Below are 18821 nucleotides of genomic sequence, written 5' to 3' on the forward strand. Positions count from 1 at the left end.
ATCAGCCGGCCGCGACGACGCCTGGGGCCACCTCGGGCGCTGCGGACCCACCCGAGGTGGTCGGCTCCCGCCACGCCTGCCGTGGCGCGCCCGAGGTCACCCCTGGCGGCTGTCGTAGGCCTCGCCGTTGGCGAGCACGACGTCCATGTGGGTGTCGGCCCACTCCTTGATGCCACGCATGAGGTGGTGCAGTGAGAGGCCGAGGTCGGTCAGCTCGTAGGTGACCGTGACCGGCACGGTTGGTGTGACCGTGCGGCTGAGCAGGCCGTCGCGTTCGAGGGAGCGCAACGTCTGGGTGAGCATCTTCTGACTGACCCCGGCGAGCCGCCTGGCCAGCTCCGAGTAGCGCATCGGTCGTGGGCCGTCGGCGCAGGCCTCGCCGGACCGATGCGGGCCGCCGCTGCCGAGCGCGGCCAGGATCAGGGCGGTCCACTTGTTGGAGATCCGGTCGAGCAGTTGACGGCTGGGGCAGCCCGCCAGGAAGGCGTCGTAGCTCGCTCGCGCCCGCTCCCGCTGCTCGGTCGCCGTCCTCGTCGTCATCACGCACCCACCTTCCAGCACCGGGTGCCTTACGCACTTCGAGGTGCCTTCTTCCCGTTGGGGAGTATCTCACCCACAGTGGTGCTGGCACCCAGTCATGGGGCAGCAACCGTCCTGAGGAGCACGTTGTGAGCACGTCCACCTTCCGCGCCGCCGTCGTCCGCGACCCCGGCGGCCCCGACTCGATCGAGATCATCGACGTCCCCGTCCGCGAGCCCGGCAGGGGTGAGGTCCGGGTCGCGGTCGCCGCGGCGGCCGTCAACCCCGTCGATCTCGCGGTCGCTGCCGGCCTGTTCCACGCCAGGGGGGTGATCCACCAGCCGGACCACACCGGTCTGGGCTGGGACTTCGCCGGCACCGTCGTCGCGACCGGCCCGGATGTGGACCTGGCCGTGGGCACCCGGGTCGCCGGACTGGTGGACGGCTTCGACCGCGACCACGGCTCCTACGCCGAGCAGCTCACCGTGCCGGTCGCCAAACTCGCCGTCGTGCCCGACGGGCTGGACCTGTCGACAGCCTCGACCGTGCCGGTCAACGGGCTCGCCGCCGCGGGGATCCTCGACCTGCTCGGCGACGCGACCCCCGGTGCCGACCGGCTGCTGGTGACCGGGGCGGCGGGCGCGGTCGGCGGTTACCTGGCCGTCCTCGCCGCCGACCGCGGCTGGCGGGTCACCGGGCTGGCGAGGCCGGCCGACGAGGAGTTCGTCCGAGGTCTGGGCGCCGCGTTCGTCACCCACGCCGAACCGGGGTGGGACGCCGTCGCCGACTGCGCGGTGTTCCAGGAGCGGGCGCTGGCCCTGGTCCGCGACGGCGGCACCCTGGTCGGTGTCCAACCGGGCAACGCGCCCGCCACCGAGCGCGGGATCACCGTCCGCACCGTCGTCGCGGGCCCCGACAGCACCCGGTTGGACGACCTGCTCGGCCGCGTGGCGGCCGGGGAGCTGCCCGCTCGGGTGCACGCCGCCGTGCCACTGGACCAGGTCCCGGACGCGCACCGCGCCGTGGCCGGCGGCGGAGTGCGCGGCCGGTACGTGATCCACCCCTGACCCCCCAGGGCGGCGGGACGGTCCTGGTGTGGGCCCACCATGCCACTCGCCCGTGTCGACGACGGCGTGCGGTCCGGGTAGCAGCGGGAATGCGGGGGACCTGGTCCACGCCCCTCGTGCCCGTCTCGAGCGGTGAGGTCCTCGGGACCCTCGGCCAGGAACCCCGGAGCTGTTCACGCGGTGCCGTCCGAGTGGCGGCCAGGCGGCGGCGCGCACGCCAGCCTCGTCCGGCCACCCGCGCCCGTACCCGGGGCCGGGGACAGGAACACCGGGAAGCGTGCCTTCGCCGCGCTGGTCAGAGGAGGCGCTTGATCTCGCCCCGCGCGCGGTAGAAGCCGCCTCGACCGGACTCGTGGACCTCGGCGACGAGGTAGCGGGCTCCCACCTCGCGGATGTCCTTGGGGAACTGCACTCGCCAGGTCGGGTCGAACCCGGGGGTCAGGACTCGGACCCGGGTCCGGCCCCCCTCCTGGACGCACTCGACCTCCACGCCGGCGAGGCCGCTGGTGCTCGCGGAGCGCCGCACCGTCTCCAGGCGGGTCGACGGGGTGACCCGCTCCCACCCGGTGGCCTTGATGTCCTCGGTTCGGGGCAGCTGCCCCTCCTTCGCGGCGGTGACCGCCTGCTCACTGGCGTCGATGCAGGCCAGCGAGCCGTCGGTGGTGACGACGTAGAGCCGGTCGTCGTGGTACTGCATCGAGTAGGCGGAACCGCAGCCGGTGCCCAGCTTCCACAGCCGGGTGCCGTCGGCGGCGAAGCAGTACACCGAGGAGTGGTTGTCCCCGGCGAAGACGTACCGCCCGTCCGGGGAGGTGGCGCAGGAGAACACGGCGGCGTCGCACCGGTAGTGGTTGCGCACGGCACCGCTGGCCTTGTCGATCCGGTACACCGACCCGAAGGAGGTTCCGGCGTAGACGTCGTCGCGTTCCTGCCAGCCGAAGAGCACGCTGCCCCGCGTGTCGGTGTGCCACACCGGCTGGCCGTCCCGGGAGCCGTAGCGGGTGACGCCGCCCGAGTGCCCGTGGTAGACGCCGTCGTCGTCGCACCGCACCATCCAGGCGTAGTTCCCGGAGCTGGTGCGCCGCCACTGGAACTCGTCCTCGTGGTCGACGGTGGTGATGCCACCCTGGCGGTCGGACACCCCGAGCACACCGTCGTTGACGTCGAGCCAGTAGATGTCGACGTCCTCGGCGATCTCGTAGGCCACGTGCGGGATCTTGCCGCCGAGGTCGTAGACCCGGCCGTCGTCGCAGCCGGCGTAGATCCAGAAGTCGTCGGCGACGATGCACTTGACGCCGTCGGGTAACCCGTAGCGGCCAGTGACGGTGCCGTCATGAGCGAGGGTGAAGACGTCACCCTTCTCGTTGCCGACCCAGGCCTGCTCGTCGTTGACGAAGATGCCGAACGCCGGGGCGCCGGAGGCGAAACGCCAGAGCACGGGGGCCTGCCGGGCCGTGGACCGGGTGCTCACGATCTCCCGTCGGGTGATGGCCCGGCGCTGCCGCACCCCCCGCACCGCTGGGGCATACCCCTTGCGGACCTTCTCGCCGATCTTCCTCGCCGCCGCGGCCGCCGCCTTCTCCTCGGTGGCGTGGGCGCTGGAACGCACCTGGCCGCGTTCGCCGATCCGCCCGTAGGTGATCGTCACCTCGGTCCCGCTGATCCGCACCTCGTAGAACTTGTGGGCGCCGCCGCCCTCTTCGGACAGTTCCAGGTACGTGGTCTGGTCGGCGCTGCTGGCCATCGCGTGCTCCGTGGGGTTCGTGGGGTGGGGCCGGGCGGTGGCCTCGGCTCGCCGTAGCTGATGGGCCGAACCATAGGAGCGGCCACCGACACGTGATCGTCACGGCGCGTGTCGCCATCCCGCGGCGGCACGCCCGTCGGACCGCGCTGGTCGGTCGGGGCCGGGGCGGTTCCGGTGGTCGCGGCAGGCTCCCGGCGGGCCTCGAGGAATGCCGCCCGAAACCGCTCGGACCGCCCCTCACCCGTGGTCGTGGTCGACGTCCAGCAGCGTGCCGACCGTGTCCTCCTGCCCCGGTTCGACGACCAGGAACTGCCCCATCATGCCCAGGTCCTCGTGCAGCAGCAGGTGGCAGTGGTACATGTACGGCACCTCGGGGTCGGTGTGCGGGCCGAACCGGATCAGCAGGCGCACCTCCCCGCCCGGCGGCACGTACACGGTGTCCTTCCACCCGGACAGCGGCGGAGGTGGTGGGTCCCCGTCGAGGTCGAGGACCCGGAACCGCACGTCGTGGACGTGGAAGTTGTGGGGTTGGTTGTGGTCGTTGCGCACCACCCAGGTCTCGGCGGTGTCGCGGACCACCACCTCGTCCACCCGGGACATGTCCATCGACCCGCCGTTGATCTGCCTGCCGCTCAACACGAACTCGCGGGTGGTGACCGACTCGGCGGGATCGGGTGGTGGGATGTCGGCGAGGGTGTCCGGCAGCGGCGGAGCGGGGCGCAGGTCACCAGCGGCCCGGATCTCGAGGATGTCGAGGGTGTCCCGGCCGCCGACCCGGCCGGTCATCGCGTCGCCGGTGCCCAGGTCAGGAGGGGTGGAACGCAGAACGGTGGACTCGCCCGCCACCAGGTCCACGACGATCTCGGCTCGTTCCCCGGGTGAGAGCCGCACCCGGGTCGTGCGGTGCGGGGCGGCCAGCAGCCCTCCGTCGGTGCCCACCAGCGCGAACCCGCGGTCGTCCGCGAACCCGAAGTCGTAGACGCGGGCCGTGGAGGCGTTCAGCAGGCGCAGCCTGACCCGTTCGTCCTCGACCTCCAGGTAGGGGCCGGCGGTGCCGTTGACGAGCACGGTGTCACCCAGGACGCCCATCGGGTTGCGGGACTCGCGGTCGAGCCGTCCCTGGCCGTCAAGCCGGACGTCCCGCACGACCAGGGGGATGTCGTCCACCCCGTACTCCCGGGGGAGGTCCAGGGCGGCTTCCTCGGGGTCGTCGACGAGGAACAGCCCCGCGAGGCCCTGGTAGACCTGCTTCTCCGTCTCACCGTGCGGGTGCGGGTGGTACCAGAGCGTCGCCGCGGGCTGGTCGACGGTCCACGTCGGTTCCCAGGTCTCCCCCGGTTCGATCGCCTGGTGCGGGGTGCCGTCCATCGCGGCGGGCAGGCGCATCCCGTGCCAGTGCACGGTGGTCACCTCGTCGAGGTCGTTGCGGACCCGCACTGCGACCCGTTCGCCCTGCCGTGCCCGCAGCGTCGGCCCGAGGTGATCGCCGTTGAACCCCCGCGTCGGAGTGCTGAGCCCGGGGACGAACTCACGCTCGCCATCCTGGGCGACGAGGTCGAACACCCGCCGGCCATCGCCGTCCAGGTGGGACTCCGCCAGTGGTGGCACCGCCAGTGGCCGTGCGAAGTCGACCTGTCCGACGGTGTCCACGGGTTCCTCTCCTCCGAAACCGAGGCTGGAACACCCGGAGGCGACGGCGATCACGAGAAGGGCGACCAGGACCGGACGGGGGCCGCGAGGGAACCCCCGACCCGCGAACCGGCTCACCTCCCGGAGCCGTCCCGACGGCGGCGCGAGTCGACGAGCACCGCGACCACCACGCCCAGCAGCGACCCCACCTGGGGAGCCAGCCCGACCACCACCAGCGGCCCGCCCTGGTAACCGGTCACCTGCGCCGTCCTGGCCAGCAGTTCGCCCACCAGGAAGCCGGCGATCCACCCGGCGAACAGGCCCAGCACCACGATCCCCACGGTTCGCACCCGACGTCCTCTCCCTCGGCATCACGGCGCGGAACACTAGGTCGGGCCGGGCCGCGCGTCGTCGGCCTGAGGACGCCTCCCCTGGTCGCTTCTCGACGTACCCGGAGGTCGACCGGACCCGTCGTCGGCGGGCGACGTTGGACGACTGTCCCGGTCGGGCGCACTGCCTACACTCCGCGAGGTGAGCGATTCCGCGTCGGGTGACGAACCGGGTTCCGGGCGGGAACCCGTGGCCGCCGGACCCACGCACCCGGGGATCCGCCACGGCACGGGCTGGCCACCGGAACCGGCGGCGGAGGGGACCGACGGGGGGTGGATCGCTGCCCCGGGCCGCCGGACGGCCCGGGGCGCGCTGGCGGTGGACTGCCTGCTCGGAGCCGCCGTCACCGCGGTGGTGGCGGTGGCGATCACGGCGGACCTGGGTGGGAGCAGGGGCCCGGACGTCACCGCGTACCTCTTCGCCGCCGGCCTGGGTGCGCTGATGGTGGTCCGCCGCCCCTTCCCCCTGCTGGCGCTGGCCGCGACGGCGACCGGGGTCGTCGCCTACCACATCGCCGACTTCCCCCCGATCGGTCTGGCGATCCCGCTGGCCGCCGCGTTGTTCTCCGCCGCGGAAGCGGGCCGGGCCCGGATCGCGGTGGTGACATCGACGGTCTTGCTCGCGGTGAGCTCGTTCTTCCGTCTCCGGGAGGGCGAGGACGTCGGCTACCTGCTTGGCTACGAACTCGCCAGCTCGGTGGGGGTGATGGCGGCGGCGATCGCCCTGGGGGACGCGGTGCGGGCCCGGCGGCGGTGGCGGTGGGAGTCGCGGCGACGGGCGCTGTCGGCGGCCGTGGAACGGGAGCGGGAGGCGGAGAGCCGGGTCGCGGCGGAGCGCCTGCGGATCGCGCGGGACCTGCACGACGTGCTCGGCCACACGATCGCGGTCGTCTCGCTCCAGGCCGACGTGGCGGCGGAGGCCCTGGCGGACGACCCGGCCTCGGCTCGGTCGGCTCTCGGGGCGATCAGATCCGCCAGCGACGACGCCTCGCGGGAGCTGCGGGCCACCCTGGGCCTGCTGCGGGACCCCGCCGAGGGGGACGGCCGGTCGCCGATGCCGGGGCTCGACCAGTTGGGCCGGGTGGTCACGTCGGTCTCCGACGGTGGTCTCACCGTCCGGACCAGGGTCGAGGGGACTCCGCGCCCGCTGCCGCTGGTGGTGGAGACGACGGCGCTCCGCGTCGTCCAGGAGGCGTTGACCAACGTCCTGCGGCACGCCGACGCGCGGCACGCCGAGGTCGTGGTCCGGCACGAGGAGACGGCGGTGTGGGTGGAGGTCGGGGACGACGGCCGGGGACCGGGCGGCGGCCACCGGGACGGCGCGGGGCAGGGCCTGCGGGGCATGTGCGAACGGGTCGGACTGCTGGGGGGTTCGGTCGAGCTGGGGCGCGCGCCTTCGGGAGGGTTCCTGGTGACGGCCCGGCTGCCCAGGGAGGTGGTCGCGTGATCCGCGTGGTCGTGGTGGACGACCAGCCCCTGGTCAGGGCCGGGTTGCGGGCCCTGCTGGAACGGGGCGAGGACATCACCGTGGTCGGGGAGGCCGAGGACGGCTCGGGTGGGGTGCGTGTCGTGCGGCGGGAACGACCGGACGTCGTGTTGGTCGACGTGCGGATGCCGGAGATGGACGGGATCGAGGCCACCCGCAGGATCGTCGCGGACGAGGAGCTGCGCGGGGTCGGCGTCATCGTGCTGACCACCTTCGACGTCGACGAGCACATCTTCGACGCCATCCGGGTGGGCGCGGCCGGGTTCCTGCTGAAGAACACCGGCGCCGAGGACCTGCGCAGGGCGGTCCGCCTGGTCGCGGCGGGCGAGGCGTTGTTGTCCCCGTCGGTGACGCGCCGGGTGATGGCGGAGGTCGCGGCGAACCGGGCCGTGACGAGGCCGGAGTTGGTGGCGACGTTGACGGACCGGGAACGGGAGGTGCTGGTCGAGATCGCGGCGGGGCTGTCGAACCAGGAGATCGGCGCCTCGCTGTTCATCAGCCCCGCGACCGCGCGGACCTACGTGGGCAGGCTGCTCACGAAGCTGGACGCCCGGGACCGCGCGCAGCTGGTCACCCTCGCCTACGAGAGCGGCCTGGTCCGCCCCGGCGGCCGGTGAGCACCGGGTCCGGCTGGGCCAGCTCCAGCCATGGGCCACCTGCCCAGGAACAGGATCGGAATCCACTTTCGGTAACCCATTTCCCTACCCGACCGGGGAAGGGTGAAGCACCCACCACTTCGCGCTGCGTGGTACGGGACCGGCCGGGACCGCGAGGTACGTGCGGAAAACTCGTGAAGTCGCTGGGTGCCCAGCATTCCAGGCCCTAGTCTGGGGCCGACCCGCGCGAGCACAGAGCACCGGAGGCCCCGGTGATGTTCCCGCTCGCCATGCGGAATGCGAAGGCGACGTCCCCAGTGGACACCACCGATCGCGGATCGACCTCGAAAGGAACTTATGCTCGCGTTGAAGATCCGCCACATCCGTGACGCCCTCCTACGGGAGTTCTCCGATCACATCGATATGTCCGACGTGGAGAAGAGGTCGGCGCCGGAACGCGAACAGGTCTACCTGTCCCGGGCCCTGACCGCGTTCGCGATCCAGGACATCACCGGTTGCACCACGGCCGACGCGGCGGCCGGGGTCATCGACGGCCGTGACGATCACGGCATCGATGGCGTGGCGATCAACAGTGGCGGGGCGCCGCACGTGTGGTTGGTCCAGACGAAGTGGAGCGACCGCGCCAAAGCCGGCCTGGATCTGAGCGCGGTGCTCAAGCTGGAGCGCGGGCTCACCAAACTGGTCAACGGCGAGTACGACCACTTCAACTCGCGGTTCCAGAAGATCGCGGGCGAAGTGGACGAGGCCCTCGGCACCCCAGGGGTGCGCATCACCCTTGTGATCGCTTTGATGGGCCAGAGCGAACTGGCACCCGAGATCACCGCCGAACTCGACACCATCCAGGCGAGGATGAACGACGGTGACGAACCGATGCTGGACGTCGTCGTGCGAACGCTTCCGGACTTCCACCGGTTCGTGCGGGACGGCCTGGCCGATCCGGCCATCGAACTCGAGGCTCATATCGAGGACGTGGGCCAGTTGGCCGACCCCTACCGCGCCTACTACGGGACGATGCCGGTCGCCGAGGTGGCTCGCTGGTATTCCGAGCACGGAGAACGGCTTTTCGCCAAGAACATCCGCCGCTCGTTGGGGGTCACCGAGGTCAACCGGGACCTGATCCGGACTCTGCGCGAGAAACCCGAGCACTTCTGGTACTTCAACAACGGGATCACGGTGCTCTGCGACTCGGTGCAGCGAACGGCCCGCTACGCGACGGGGGAGTTCCACCTGAGCGGAGCGAGTGTCGTCAACGGCGCCCAGACTGTGAAGTCCATCAGCGAGGCCACACGTGAGGCACCGGAGGCGCTGGCTCGTGGCCGCGTATGGGTCCGTTTCATCTCCTTGGAGCACTGTCCTGAGGGTTTCGCCAGCGCGGTGACGAAGGCGACGAACACGCAGAACCGGGTCGAGGCGAGGGATTTCGTCGCCTTGGACCCCGACCAGGCCAGGCTGCGTGACGAGTTCGCCCTGTCATTGCACAAGACCTACGTCGTCAAACGGGGAGAGGTCGATCCAGCGCCGGATGCGGGCTGTTCCGTGGTCGAGGCGGCCAGGGCGTTGGCCTGCGCCCACCGCAACCCGGACTGGGCGGCACGGGCGAAGCGTGACAGCTCGCTGCTGTGGGAGCGTGGGGAGCAAGGGGCCTACCAAGCACTGTTCGGCGGCAAACCGTCCGCGTTCAGGGTATGGCGGACCGTGCAGGCCCTGCGAGAGGTCTCGGCCAGGCTGCGTGCCCGACAGACCGCATTGGAAGGCCGTGCGGCCCAGATTGTGCAGCAGGCGAACCTGCTGACCACGCACGTGGTCCTCCAGCTCCTGTCGAGTCGGGCGATGGACGAGCCGGACGGGGGGTGGGACGACGAACTGGAGCGGATCCCGGAGCTGACCGACGCTGTCATCGAGCGGATGAGCTACGAGGTCAACGCCGCGTTCGGCTCCAGCAGTCACGTCCTCACCGTCTTCACCAAACCCGAACGGTGTCGGGTGTTGGCAAGCAGGGTCCTCGAGGGCATCACCAAGGGAACTTCCATGCCGGAGCTTCCCGAGGACTACCGGCCGCTGACGAAGGAGAGCAACGAACGCCGGGCCAACTCCGTTCCGACGTTGATCGATGCTGGTCGTCTCGCCGACGGCACGGCGCTCGAGTTCCGTGCTGGCACTAAGCCGGAACGACTCCAGCTCAGTGCATGGCTCGCCGCTGACCCTCGTCGGGCGCAGGCCACCTGGAGCAACACCCGAGGAAAGCCCTTGATCTGGGCCGCGGACGGGAAATCCTACTCCCCGACCAGGCTGGTCAAGCACATGATCCTCCTGGCGACCGGAAGCGAACCGAAGTCGATCCCCGGCCCGAGTCGATGGCACGTCCCTGGTGAAGGGTCCCTCTGGGAACTGGCACTGGAGGTCATGAAGGCCGAGGCACCATAGCCGTCGACGTTGTCGCGCGGCGCGGCGTGGTCCGCGCCGCGATCACGCGAGCGAAAGCCCCGAAGGGCTTCACCAGCGGGGGGCAGGCGGCCGTCCTCTGACGGGAATCGCGTTGACTCCGGCGGGGGGCGGAGCCTACGGTTCGCGCCATGTCCTGCTTCTCCGCCTCCTTCTTCGTGAGGCTGCGCACCGCCTGACGGCGGTGTCGCCCTTCGTACCGCTCGCGCCCCCGCGTTCCACCCGGACCGTGGTCAGTTCCGCCTGACCACCACCGGGTCCGAGCCGCGGGCCCGTGGCAGTGGGACCACGCCGCCGTCTGTTCCGACGTTCTCCCGTCCGCGCGTGCCGTCGTCGCCGCCGGACGTCCCCACCAACGTCCTCGCAGGAGCAGCAGTGTCCTCCCGTTCCCACAGTCCCGTCGGGGGGCGGCACGAACTCGGCCAGAACTTCCTGGTCGACCGTGCCGTCGTCCGGCTGATCGCCGAGCTGGCGGCGTCGGCCGCGCCAGGTCCCGTCCTGGAGCTGGCCGCCGGTGACGGCGCGATCACCTCGGCCCTGGTCGGCCTGGGTCGCCCGGTGACCGCCGTCGAACTCGACCCGTCCCGGGCACGCCGCCTCGCCGCCCGGCTGGGCGACTCGGCCCGCGTCGTCCGGGGCGACCTCCTCCGGCACCGGGCTCCCACCGTCGAGCACGTCGTGGTGGCCAACGTGCCGTTCCACCTGACCACTCCGCTGCTGCGGCGCCTGCTCGACGACGGGGCGACCTGGCACACGGCGGTGCTGGTGCTCCAGTGGGAGGTGGCCAGGAAACGCGCCGGGGTGGGCGGGGCGACCATGATGACCGCCGCGCACTGGCCGTGGTTCGACTTCGACCTCGTCGACCGGGTTCCGGCCCGGGCGTTCCGGCCGGTCCCGAGCGTGGACGCCGGTGTGTTGCGGATCCGGCGTCGGCCCGGTCCGCTGCTGCCGGAGGACGACCGAGGTCCGTACCAGGCGTTCGTGCGGGAGGTCTTCACCAGCAGGGGGGCTGGGTTGCCCGCGATCCTGCGGCGGGTGACGAACGGCCGCGTTCCCGCCGCCCGCCTGCGGGACTGGCTCCGCGCCGAGTCGCTCGACGAGGGCGGCCTGCCCCGGCGGTTGACCTCCCGCCAGTGGGCCGAGCTGTACCGGATGTTCCGGGACGGCCCCGCCGACCGGGCGCCCGCCCCCCAGCCCGGCGGGGCGGCCGGCGGCGCGAGCCGGCCGGGACGTGCGGTGCCACGCCACCGCCCTGGCGGCTCCGACGGGAGTGGGGCGGGCTGGCGGGGGCGTCGACGTCGGGGGTGACCCCGGACCGCCCCGGCCGGTGCGGGCTGTCAGTGGTGGGAGTGCCCACCGCTCGGGTGGTTCAGGGTGCGGTCCACGGTGTCGACCCGCTCGGGTGGCACGACGAGGAACTGCCCCATCATGCCGGCGTCCTCGTGGGCGAGGAGGTGGCAGTGGTACATGTAGGGCACCTCCTCGTCCACCTCGGTCCCGAAGTCGACCGCGAGCCGCACCAGGGCCCCGGGGGGCAGGTAGACGGTGTCCTTGGGTCCGGCCAGCCACGCCGGGGGCGGGGCGCCGTCCACGTCGAGGATGCGGAAGCTGACGTCGTGGATGTGGAAGTTGTGGGGTGAACCGCTCCCCCTGACCTCCCAGATCTCCGTGGCGCCCGCCGGCACCACCTCGTCGACGCGACCCATGTCCATCGGCCGCCCGTTGATCTCGGAGGTCCCGGAGAGTTCGAAGGCGCGGACGGTGGCGCCCGGCGGCGGCTCGACGACAGGTTCGCTGCCCAACTCCCGGGGAACGGGTGGTGACTCCCGCAGCCGGTCGGCGGCCCGGAGCTGGATGATGTCGAACGTGTCGTCCCCACCGGAGAACCTGTCCTGGAAGAAGCCGGCGTCCAGGCCGCCGGGGAAGGACCGCAGGACCGCCCGTTCTCCGGGGTCCATCTCGACCACGATCTCCGCCCGCTCGCCCGGTGAGAGCCGCACCCGGTCCCGCTCCACGGGTGCGGGCAGCAGGCCCGTGTCGGTGGCCACCACCTGGAAGTGCCGGCCGTCGACGAAGCCGAGGTCGTAGACGCGGGCGGTCGACCCGTTGAGCACCCGCAGGCGGGTGCGGCTGGCGGTCACCTCGAAGTGCGGGTCGTGGGTCCCGTTGACCAGGATCTCGTCGCCGAGGATGCCCACCCCGCCGCCGCCGCTGAGGTCGAACTGGCCGGCGTCGTCGAAGTCCTTGTCCTGCACGATGAGGGGAACGTCGTCCACCCCGTACTCCGAGGGCAACGTCAGCGAGTCGGTCCGCTCGTCCTCGACGATGATCATGCCGGCGAGACCCCGGTAGACGTGCTCGGCCGTCCGGCCGTGGGGGTGCGGGTGGTACCAGAGGGTGGCCGCGGGTTGGCGCACCGTCCACTCCGGGATCCACACCCCACCGGGCCGGACCTCCTGGTGGGGTCCCCCGTCCATGCGGGCCGGGACCCGCATCCCGTGCCAGTGCAGCGAGGACGCCTCGGAGAGCTCGTTGGTGACCCGCACGGCGACGTGGTCGCCGCGCCGCATCCGCAGGGTCGGGCCGAGGTGGTCCCCGTTCACCCCCCAGGTCACCGTCCGCGTGCCGGGCAGCAGCTCGGAGGCCCCTGTCCTCAGCCGCAGGTCGAAGGCCTGGCGGCCTTCCTCGTCGGTCTCCGGTTCGAGGAGGGGTGGTACGACCAGCGGTGTCGCGAAGTCCAGCTGGCCCAGGTTGTCGCGCCGCACGACCTGGTAGCCGATCGCGAAGCCCGCCGCGAGCAGGATCACCCCCACGAGGGAGAGCGCCAGGAGCGCGGTCACCACGGTGCGCGGGCGCGGCCACCGGCGCCGGGACTGCGGGGACTGGGGAGTTCGTCTCACCCCCTCAGCCAACCGGTCGGAGGGCCTGGTCGACGTCGGGAAGGCCCCGGAGCAGGCCCCTGGTCCCGGTCCTGGGGTGGCTCGGTGACAACCCTGGCTACGACTTTCGGCCGAGGGGTCCTCCCGTGCCTGGCCGTTCGGCTGATCTGCGGGACAGGGGTTCACGGCCAGGCTGTACGCACACCGACCCCTCCGATCGAGAAGGACGACGATGCGCTCCGCCACCACCACCGGCCCGGTTCCCGGAACCACCGCGTTCCGGATGCCCGAGGCGACCGGTCCACGGGCCTGGCACGGCCCGTCATCGCACGGACGCGGTCCGGACGGAGCCAGCACCCCACCGGGGCGGTCCCCCAGGTCCGCTGCCCCTCGCGCGCGCGGAGGGAGCCGCCCGACCGGCTGAGGCGACTCGACGAAGGGAGAACACGGACGAAAGGACGGAACACCATGTCATCCACCACCACCGCCACCGGGACGATCGTGGCGGCCACCGACGTGTCGAAGGTGTACGGCAGCGCCGACACCCAGGTGCACGCGTTGCGCGGGGTCAGCCTCGGCGTCGCCGAGAGCGAGTTCACCGCCGTCATGGGTCCCTCGGGCTCGGGCAAGTCCACGCTGATGCACTGCATGGCCGGTCTGGACCGGCCCACCAGCGGGTCGATCACCGTCGGCGGCACCGAGATCACCTCCCTGCGGGAACGGCAGCTCACCGACCTGCGGCGGGACCGCATCGGGTTCATCTTCCAGAAGTTCAACCTGCTCTCGGAGCTCACGGCGGAGGACAACATCCTGCTGCCGTTCAGCATCGCCGGCCGCTCGCCGGACCAGGAGTGGCTGAGGACCGTCATCGACATCCTCGGCATCCGCCCCCGGCTGGGGCACCGCCCGTCGCAGCTCTCCGGCGGTCAGCAGCAGCGGGTGGCGATCGCCCGGGCACTGGCGACCAGGCCGGACGTGGTGTTCGCCGACGAGCCGACCGGCAACCTGGACTCGTCGTCGGGCCGGGAGGTGCTGGAGTTCCTGCGCAGGTCGACCGGGGACTTCGGCCAGACCATCGTGATGGTCACCCACGACCCCTCCGCCGCGGCGGCGGCCGACCGGGTCGTGCTGTTGGCCGACGGTCGGATCGCGGGGGAGCTGCGCCGGCCGTCCCGGCAGGACGTGCTCGCCGCCCTCGACGAACTGAGCAGGTGAACGATGGGACTGGGCAAGGCATCACTCGCGCAGATCCGACAGCGGCCCTCGCGGATCCTGCTGACCGGTATCGCCATCGCCATCGCCACGTTCTTCGCGGCGGGCACCATGCTGTTCACCGACACCCTCCGCGACGAGTTCATCCGCAGCACCGTCTCGGTGAGCGAGGAGACCGACGCGGTCGTCGACGCCGTCGAGGAACCGTGGGTGCTCACCGACGAGCAGATCCAACGGGTCGCGGCCATGCCGGGCGTCGACCAGGTCGCGCCGTCCGGTAGCGGGGTCTCCATCGCCATCGGGCGCAACAACTACGTGTTGCGCACCTCCCCCGTCGAGGGCCCGTTGGCGATGCACATGGTGGAGGAGGGGTCGGCTCCGGGTACCGACGAGGTGCTGCTCAGCCGCTCGCTGGCCGAGGAGCTGGACTTCGCGATCGGCGACCAGTTCGAGGTGGTCCTCTACACCGAGGCGGACCAGAAGACGGTCACGGCCACCCTCAGTGGTCTGGTGCGGGACAGCCCTCAGGGCAGCTACAGCGTGATGACCAGCGAGGACACCTTCGTCGACTGGTCCGAGACCGACGGATTTTACCAGCTGCTGGTGGCCGGTAGCCAGGACGAGGGCGACCTGGTGTCCGCCATCCAGGACGACCTCGGCACCTCCGTGCTGGTGAACTCCGGTCAGCAGGTCCGGGACGAGGACATGCGGTCCGCCGCCCGGCAGGCCGACTCGATCTTCCTGGTGTTGTCGATCTTCGTGGTGATCGCGATGCTGGCGGCGGCGATCATCGTCGCCTCCACCTACCGCATCCTGCTGGCGCGCAGCCGCCAGCGCACCGCCATGTTGCGCTGCATCGGCGCGCATCCCGGGCAGATCGTGCGCGCGCTGCTGGTGGAGGCGGTCATCTCCGGTGGCCTCGCCGGGGTGAGCGGTGCCCTCGCCGCCGTCGGCGCGGGCACGGCCGGGCTGGCCATCGCGGACCTGTTCGTCACCGCCACCATGCCCCCGCTGACGGTGTCGGTACCGAGCCTGCTGCTCTGCGTCCTCGCCGCGGTGCTGCTCTCCGTGGTCGCCGCGGTCTTCCCCGCGATCAAGGGCGCGAGGATCCCCCCGGTGGCGGCCATGAGCTCCGCTCCGCTGGCCGACAGCGAGTCCCGGGTGGGCAGGTTGCGCACCACCCTCGGCGTCCTGCTCCTGCTGGGGGCGCTGGGTCTGCTCGCCCTGGGGCTGATGATGGGCACCAACGAGGGCCAACTGTTCGTGCTGGCCGTCATGGCCTCCGGGGTGTTGCTGTTCGGCGCCGTGCTGGCAGCCGGACCGCTGTTGGTGCGCATCATGACGCGCCTGGTCGAGAGGCCGGCCGGGGCGGCGGGCGGGATCGCCGGTCGGTTGGCGGCCCGCAACACCGGTCGCGCGCCGCGCCGCTCGGCGACCACCGCCTCGGTGTTCGCCCTCGGCGTGACCCTGGTCAGCGCCGTGCTCGTCGGGTTGAGCAGCATGCAGGCCGGCGCGGACGAGCAGCTGCGGGCGTCGATGCCCGCTGACGCGATGGTGAGCGACTTCTCCAACCAGGAGGAGGTTGACGGGCTGCTCGACCAGCAGCTGGTGGACGACCTGGCCGCCGCGCCCGGTGTCAGCGCCGTCACGCCCCTCTGGGAGACCCCGCTGGACGTGGACTACGGGACGGACGTCGTGGAGGAGTGGGTGTCCAGTGTGGACGTCCCCGCGATTCCCAACCTCACCCGCAACATCGCCTCCGGGGACTTCTCGGAGTGGGGCCAGGGTTCGGTGGCGCTCTACCAGCGGGTGGCCGACGACCACGGCCTGTCCGTCGGTGACACGGTCACGGTGGGCGCCGAGGGGCGGACCGTGGAGCTGACGGTCCAGGCGATCTACCGGCAGGGGGGCACGCTCGGGTTCGTCTCGATCCACCCGGACGACCTGCGCACCCTCATGCCCGACCTCGACCCGTTCCGGCTGCTGATCGCGGCGGACGAGGCGATCGAACTCGACGCGCTCCAGCAGGCGCTGGAGGCGACCGTGCCCATCGACCCGAACCTCAGCCTGTTCTACCCGGCCGAGGAGCGGGAGGCGTTCGAGGAGATCATCGGCAACCTGCGGTTGGTGGCGTTGGGCCTGGTCGGGATCACGGTCATCGTCGCGATGGTCGGGGTGGCGACCACGCTGTCGCTGTCGGTGGTGGAGCGCGGCCAGGAATACGGCCTGCTCCGGGCGTTGGGGCTGCGTGGCGGCCGACTGCGGTCGATGCTCACCTGGGAGGGCGCCCTGCTGGGCGTGTACGCCACGGTCATCGGGATCACCCTGGGCAGTGCCTACGCGGCGATGGTCGCCTCGGCGCTCTCCGACGTGCCCATGATGGCCATCCCGTGGGGCCAGTTGGGGGCCGTGCTGGTCGCGATGATCGCGATGGCGCTGCTGGCCGCGCTGATCCCGGCGCGCAAGGCCGCGAGGAGTTCCCCGATGCAGGCGCTCGCGGACGACTGACGCCACGGCGGCGGTCCTCTCCGGTGCGGGTGTCGGCGGGTTCGTCCCGCCGACACCCGTTCGCCGTGCCGGGACCGGGCCGGCCGGCACCTCCCGGGAATGGCTGATCCGTGGGCCGTCGGCTCGGTCGTATCACTGAGCGGTTCCCCCCGGGGAGGCTCACCGAACGACCGGTTTCGCCGGGGTGCGGCCTCGCCGCCGCACACGGCCAGTGATACTGCTTGTGATAACTACTCGTTCCGTGCCAGAGCGGCGGTCCATCCCACGTCAGGGGGCGCTGTGCGGCGGGACCGCTCAGGGGGCTGGGACACCGAACTCGACAGAGGTGACCATGTCCGGTTTCGAGGTGGCCGAGGAGGAACTGGCCGCCGTGGGTGACTCGTTGTCGACCCTGTCCGAGGACCTCGACGCGGTGTGCCGCTCGTGGAAGTCCGGCACCGGCGGCGGGGGTGGCGCGTTCACCACCTCGGACTGCGCGGAGGCCTTCGACGACCTGGCGCGCAACCTGGCGGGCACGGTGCTCGGGCACTCCGAGCGGGTCGGCGAGCTCGGTGAGGGTGTCCGGCGGAGCTCGGAGACCTACACCGACATCGACGACGAACGCGCCCGCGCCTTCGACGGCAAGGGGGTGTCGCTGTGAGCCAGGTGGCGGTGGAGGAGCTGGAGGACCGGGCGGCGAGCCTCGGCTCGATCGCCGGCTCGGTCAGCGGGAACAACGTCCGTTCGGTGCTCGGGGACCTGCCGGCCAAGATCGGCGAGCTGGGTGGTGACGCGGAGGCCATCGAGGACCTGCGGATCAGCTGCACGCGAACGGCGGAGGCCACCGAGACGGCGGCCTCCGACGGGCTGTCCTCGGCGGCGAGCGAGCTGGAGGCCGCGTGGACCGGCTCCGCCGCGTCCTCGGCGGTGGGCGCCATCACCAAGCAGCGGTCCGCGCTGCTCCAGGACTCGGAGCTGTTCACCCGCGCCGCCGGGGTGCTCTCCTCGTTGTCCACCAACCTGGCCTCGGCGAAGGAGGACCACACCGCGATCCTCGACAACGTGGCCGACCTCGCCGCCCGCGCCGCCGACGTTCCCGATGACGACGAGGAGGCGCTGCACGAGTTCGCCGTCGCCACCAGGCGCGTCGCGACGGCCGCCGCGACCCTCCTCACCGCACTGGCCCAGGAGAACCGGGCCGCGGCGGCGGAGCTGCGGAGCATTTCCCTCGGCGGCGACGACGTGGTGGCGCTGACACCCGACGGCCGCGAGTCGTTGGAGGACATCCTCAACCGCTACCAGGTCGCCGCGTCCGAGTACGAGCTGGTGGACTTCCCACCACCCGAGCTGGTCGACGTCATCAACCCCATCCTGGAGAGGCTGGGGTTCTCGGTGCCCAGCAGCAAGTGGACCCAGGAGGAACTGGACCTCTTCCTCCAGCTGCGGCCGGACGAGATGTACACCTGGTACCGCCTCCAGCAGGAGGCCTACGTCGTGAGCGAACAGCAGTTCGGCGACCCGGACAACACCACGCACAACCACGTGGACGCCTTCCGGCACGCCTACTGGAACGCCAGGATGACCCAGGAGTTCGGGGCCGAGTGGTCCGAGGCCTTCGCCACGGCGCACGAACGGAAACCCGAGAACGGTCGGTACCCCGAGGCGATGGACCTGTACAACAACGAACGCGGCCGGGAGATCGGCACGTCCAACCCGAACGCCAGTCCCGAACAGATCGCCAGCCAGGTCCGCCAGTCGGTCGACCAGGGGGACATGGTGGTGATCAGCCAGGACGGCCGGTTGGCCTACAGCGACCAGGTGGGCCACGGCGGGACGACGACCCTGGACGACTACGACGAGTCCGAGGTCGACCGGGGCGGGTTCGTCCCCGACACCGACGGGGTGCGACCGGACCGTTCCGGGCTGAACCCCTGGGCTTGAGCCCCCGCGACCGGGATCCGGTGGCCGCCGCACCGCGCGGCTGGCCACCGGGCACCACCCGGGTCCGAGCCGCCCGCTGCCCCTGACCTCTCCGGGCTGGATCGCCGCACCAGGGCGGACGAGGAGAGGGCGCGAACCCGCTCCCCGGCGTCGTCCACGGCGACCACCCACCTCACGCACGGGGCGGGTCGAACGGCGGAGAGGGCGGCGCCGGCCACCGCGAGCCCCTTGTCGTCCGCCTGCCCTCGATTCGCGCGGACGATTCCCGGGATCGGCGGAACAAGCCCGACAACGACCAACGGGCACGCGATGACGCCGATCACTGGCCACCGTGAGCACACGGGTCCCACCAGGCGACCACGTATCCAGCCGTACCAGGACCGTTCCGCGGAGCGGCGTCCGACCGTGG

The 18821-nt window shown here is 71.7% G+C and carries 13 protein-coding genes and 1 pseudogene; 9 read left to right on the plus strand and 5 right to left on the minus strand.

The window, feature by feature from the left end; translation table 11 throughout:
* Window positions 1-96: 96 nt before the first annotated feature.
* Window positions 97-540: a winged helix-turn-helix transcriptional regulator gene (locus ACOJVX_RS18815; protein WP_030104924.1), complete on the minus strand. Its 444-nt coding sequence runs from the start codon at window positions 538-540 to the stop codon at window positions 97-99.
* 128 nt (window positions 541-668) lie between these two features.
* Between ACOJVX_RS18815 and ACOJVX_RS18820 the strand changes: the two genes are divergently transcribed.
* Window positions 669-1586, plus strand: coding sequence for an NADP-dependent oxidoreductase (locus tag ACOJVX_RS18820; protein ID WP_418153703.1), 918 nt, complete (start codon window positions 669-671; stop codon window positions 1584-1586).
* 295 nt (window positions 1587-1881) lie between these two features.
* On the opposite strand, the gene ACOJVX_RS18825 is transcribed toward ACOJVX_RS18820, so the two are convergent.
* The 3 genes from ACOJVX_RS18825 to ACOJVX_RS18835 form a co-directional block, all read right to left on the minus strand.
* Window positions 1882-3330, minus strand: coding sequence for a WGR domain-containing protein (locus ACOJVX_RS18825; RefSeq protein WP_103056381.1), 1449 nt, complete (start codon window positions 3328-3330; stop codon window positions 1882-1884).
* A gap of 237 nt (window positions 3331-3567) precedes the next feature.
* Entirely contained in the window at window positions 3568-4980 is a 1413-nt protein-coding gene (locus ACOJVX_RS18830) for a multicopper oxidase family protein (RefSeq protein WP_245588897.1), read from the minus strand.
* Window positions 4981-5093: 113 nt separating this feature from the next.
* The gene (locus ACOJVX_RS18835; RefSeq protein ID WP_103056380.1) at window positions 5094-5309 is read right to left on the minus strand and encodes a DUF5957 family protein; all 216 of its coding nucleotides are present in this window, start codon (window positions 5307-5309) and stop codon (window positions 5094-5096) included.
* Between the two features lie 181 nt (window positions 5310-5490).
* Between ACOJVX_RS18835 and ACOJVX_RS18840 the strand changes: the two genes are divergently transcribed.
* The 4 genes and pseudogenes from ACOJVX_RS18840 to erm all read left to right on the plus strand — a co-directional run.
* Entirely contained in the window at window positions 5491-6795 is a 1305-nt protein-coding gene (locus ACOJVX_RS18840) for a sensor histidine kinase (protein WP_248783807.1), read from the plus strand.
* Complete coding sequence (locus ACOJVX_RS18845; RefSeq protein ID WP_026419873.1) at window positions 6792-7451, plus strand: response regulator transcription factor; 660 nt, start codon at window positions 6792-6794, stop codon at window positions 7449-7451. Before ACOJVX_RS18840 ends, ACOJVX_RS18845 begins: the two co-directional genes overlap by 4 nt.
* 336 nt (window positions 7452-7787) lie before the next feature.
* Window positions 7788-9875 carry an AIPR family protein gene (locus ACOJVX_RS18850; protein ID WP_422646963.1) on the plus strand — a complete coding sequence of 696 codons (2088 nt, stop codon included), beginning with the start codon at window positions 7788-7790 and terminating at the stop codon, window positions 9873-9875.
* A gap of 393 nt (window positions 9876-10268) precedes the next feature.
* Window positions 10269-11042, plus strand: a pseudogene (erm, locus tag ACOJVX_RS18855) (23S ribosomal RNA methyltransferase Erm); the annotation flags it as partial.
* A gap of 188 nt (window positions 11043-11230) precedes the next feature.
* Here erm and ACOJVX_RS18860 read toward each other — a convergent pair.
* On the minus strand, window positions 11231-12793 hold the full coding sequence (locus ACOJVX_RS18860) for a multicopper oxidase family protein (RefSeq protein WP_418153699.1): 1563 nt from the start codon (window positions 12791-12793) through the stop codon (window positions 11231-11233).
* 447 nt (window positions 12794-13240) lie between these two features.
* Between ACOJVX_RS18860 and ACOJVX_RS18865 the strand changes: the two genes are divergently transcribed.
* The 4 genes from ACOJVX_RS18865 to ACOJVX_RS18880 all read left to right on the plus strand — a co-directional run bounded on the left by ACOJVX_RS18865 (window position 13241) and on the right by ACOJVX_RS18880 (window position 18412).
* On the plus strand, window positions 13241-13987 hold the full coding sequence (locus ACOJVX_RS18865) for an ABC transporter ATP-binding protein (RefSeq protein WP_026419872.1): 747 nt from the start codon (window positions 13241-13243) through the stop codon (window positions 13985-13987).
* 3 nt (window positions 13988-13990) lie between these two features.
* Window positions 13991-16492 (plus strand): ABC transporter permease, encoded by a 2502-nt coding sequence (locus ACOJVX_RS18870; RefSeq protein ID WP_422646964.1) that lies wholly within the window; start codon window positions 13991-13993, stop codon window positions 16490-16492.
* 331 nt (window positions 16493-16823) lie between these two features.
* Window positions 16824-17132, plus strand: a complete 309-nt coding sequence (locus ACOJVX_RS18875; protein ID WP_418153697.1) for a hypothetical protein — start codon at window positions 16824-16826, stop codon at window positions 17130-17132.
* Entirely contained in the window at window positions 17129-18412 is a 1284-nt protein-coding gene (locus tag ACOJVX_RS18880; protein WP_026419869.1) for a WXG100 family type VII secretion target, read from the plus strand. Before ACOJVX_RS18875 ends, ACOJVX_RS18880 begins: the two co-directional genes overlap by 4 nt.
* Window positions 18413-18821: the final 409 nt, after the last annotated feature.

It is taken from the genome of Actinoalloteichus caeruleus, assembly GCF_049311605.1.
In the GTDB taxonomy this organism is placed as follows: Bacteria; Actinomycetota; Actinomycetes; order Mycobacteriales; family Pseudonocardiaceae; genus Actinoalloteichus_B; species Actinoalloteichus_B caeruleus.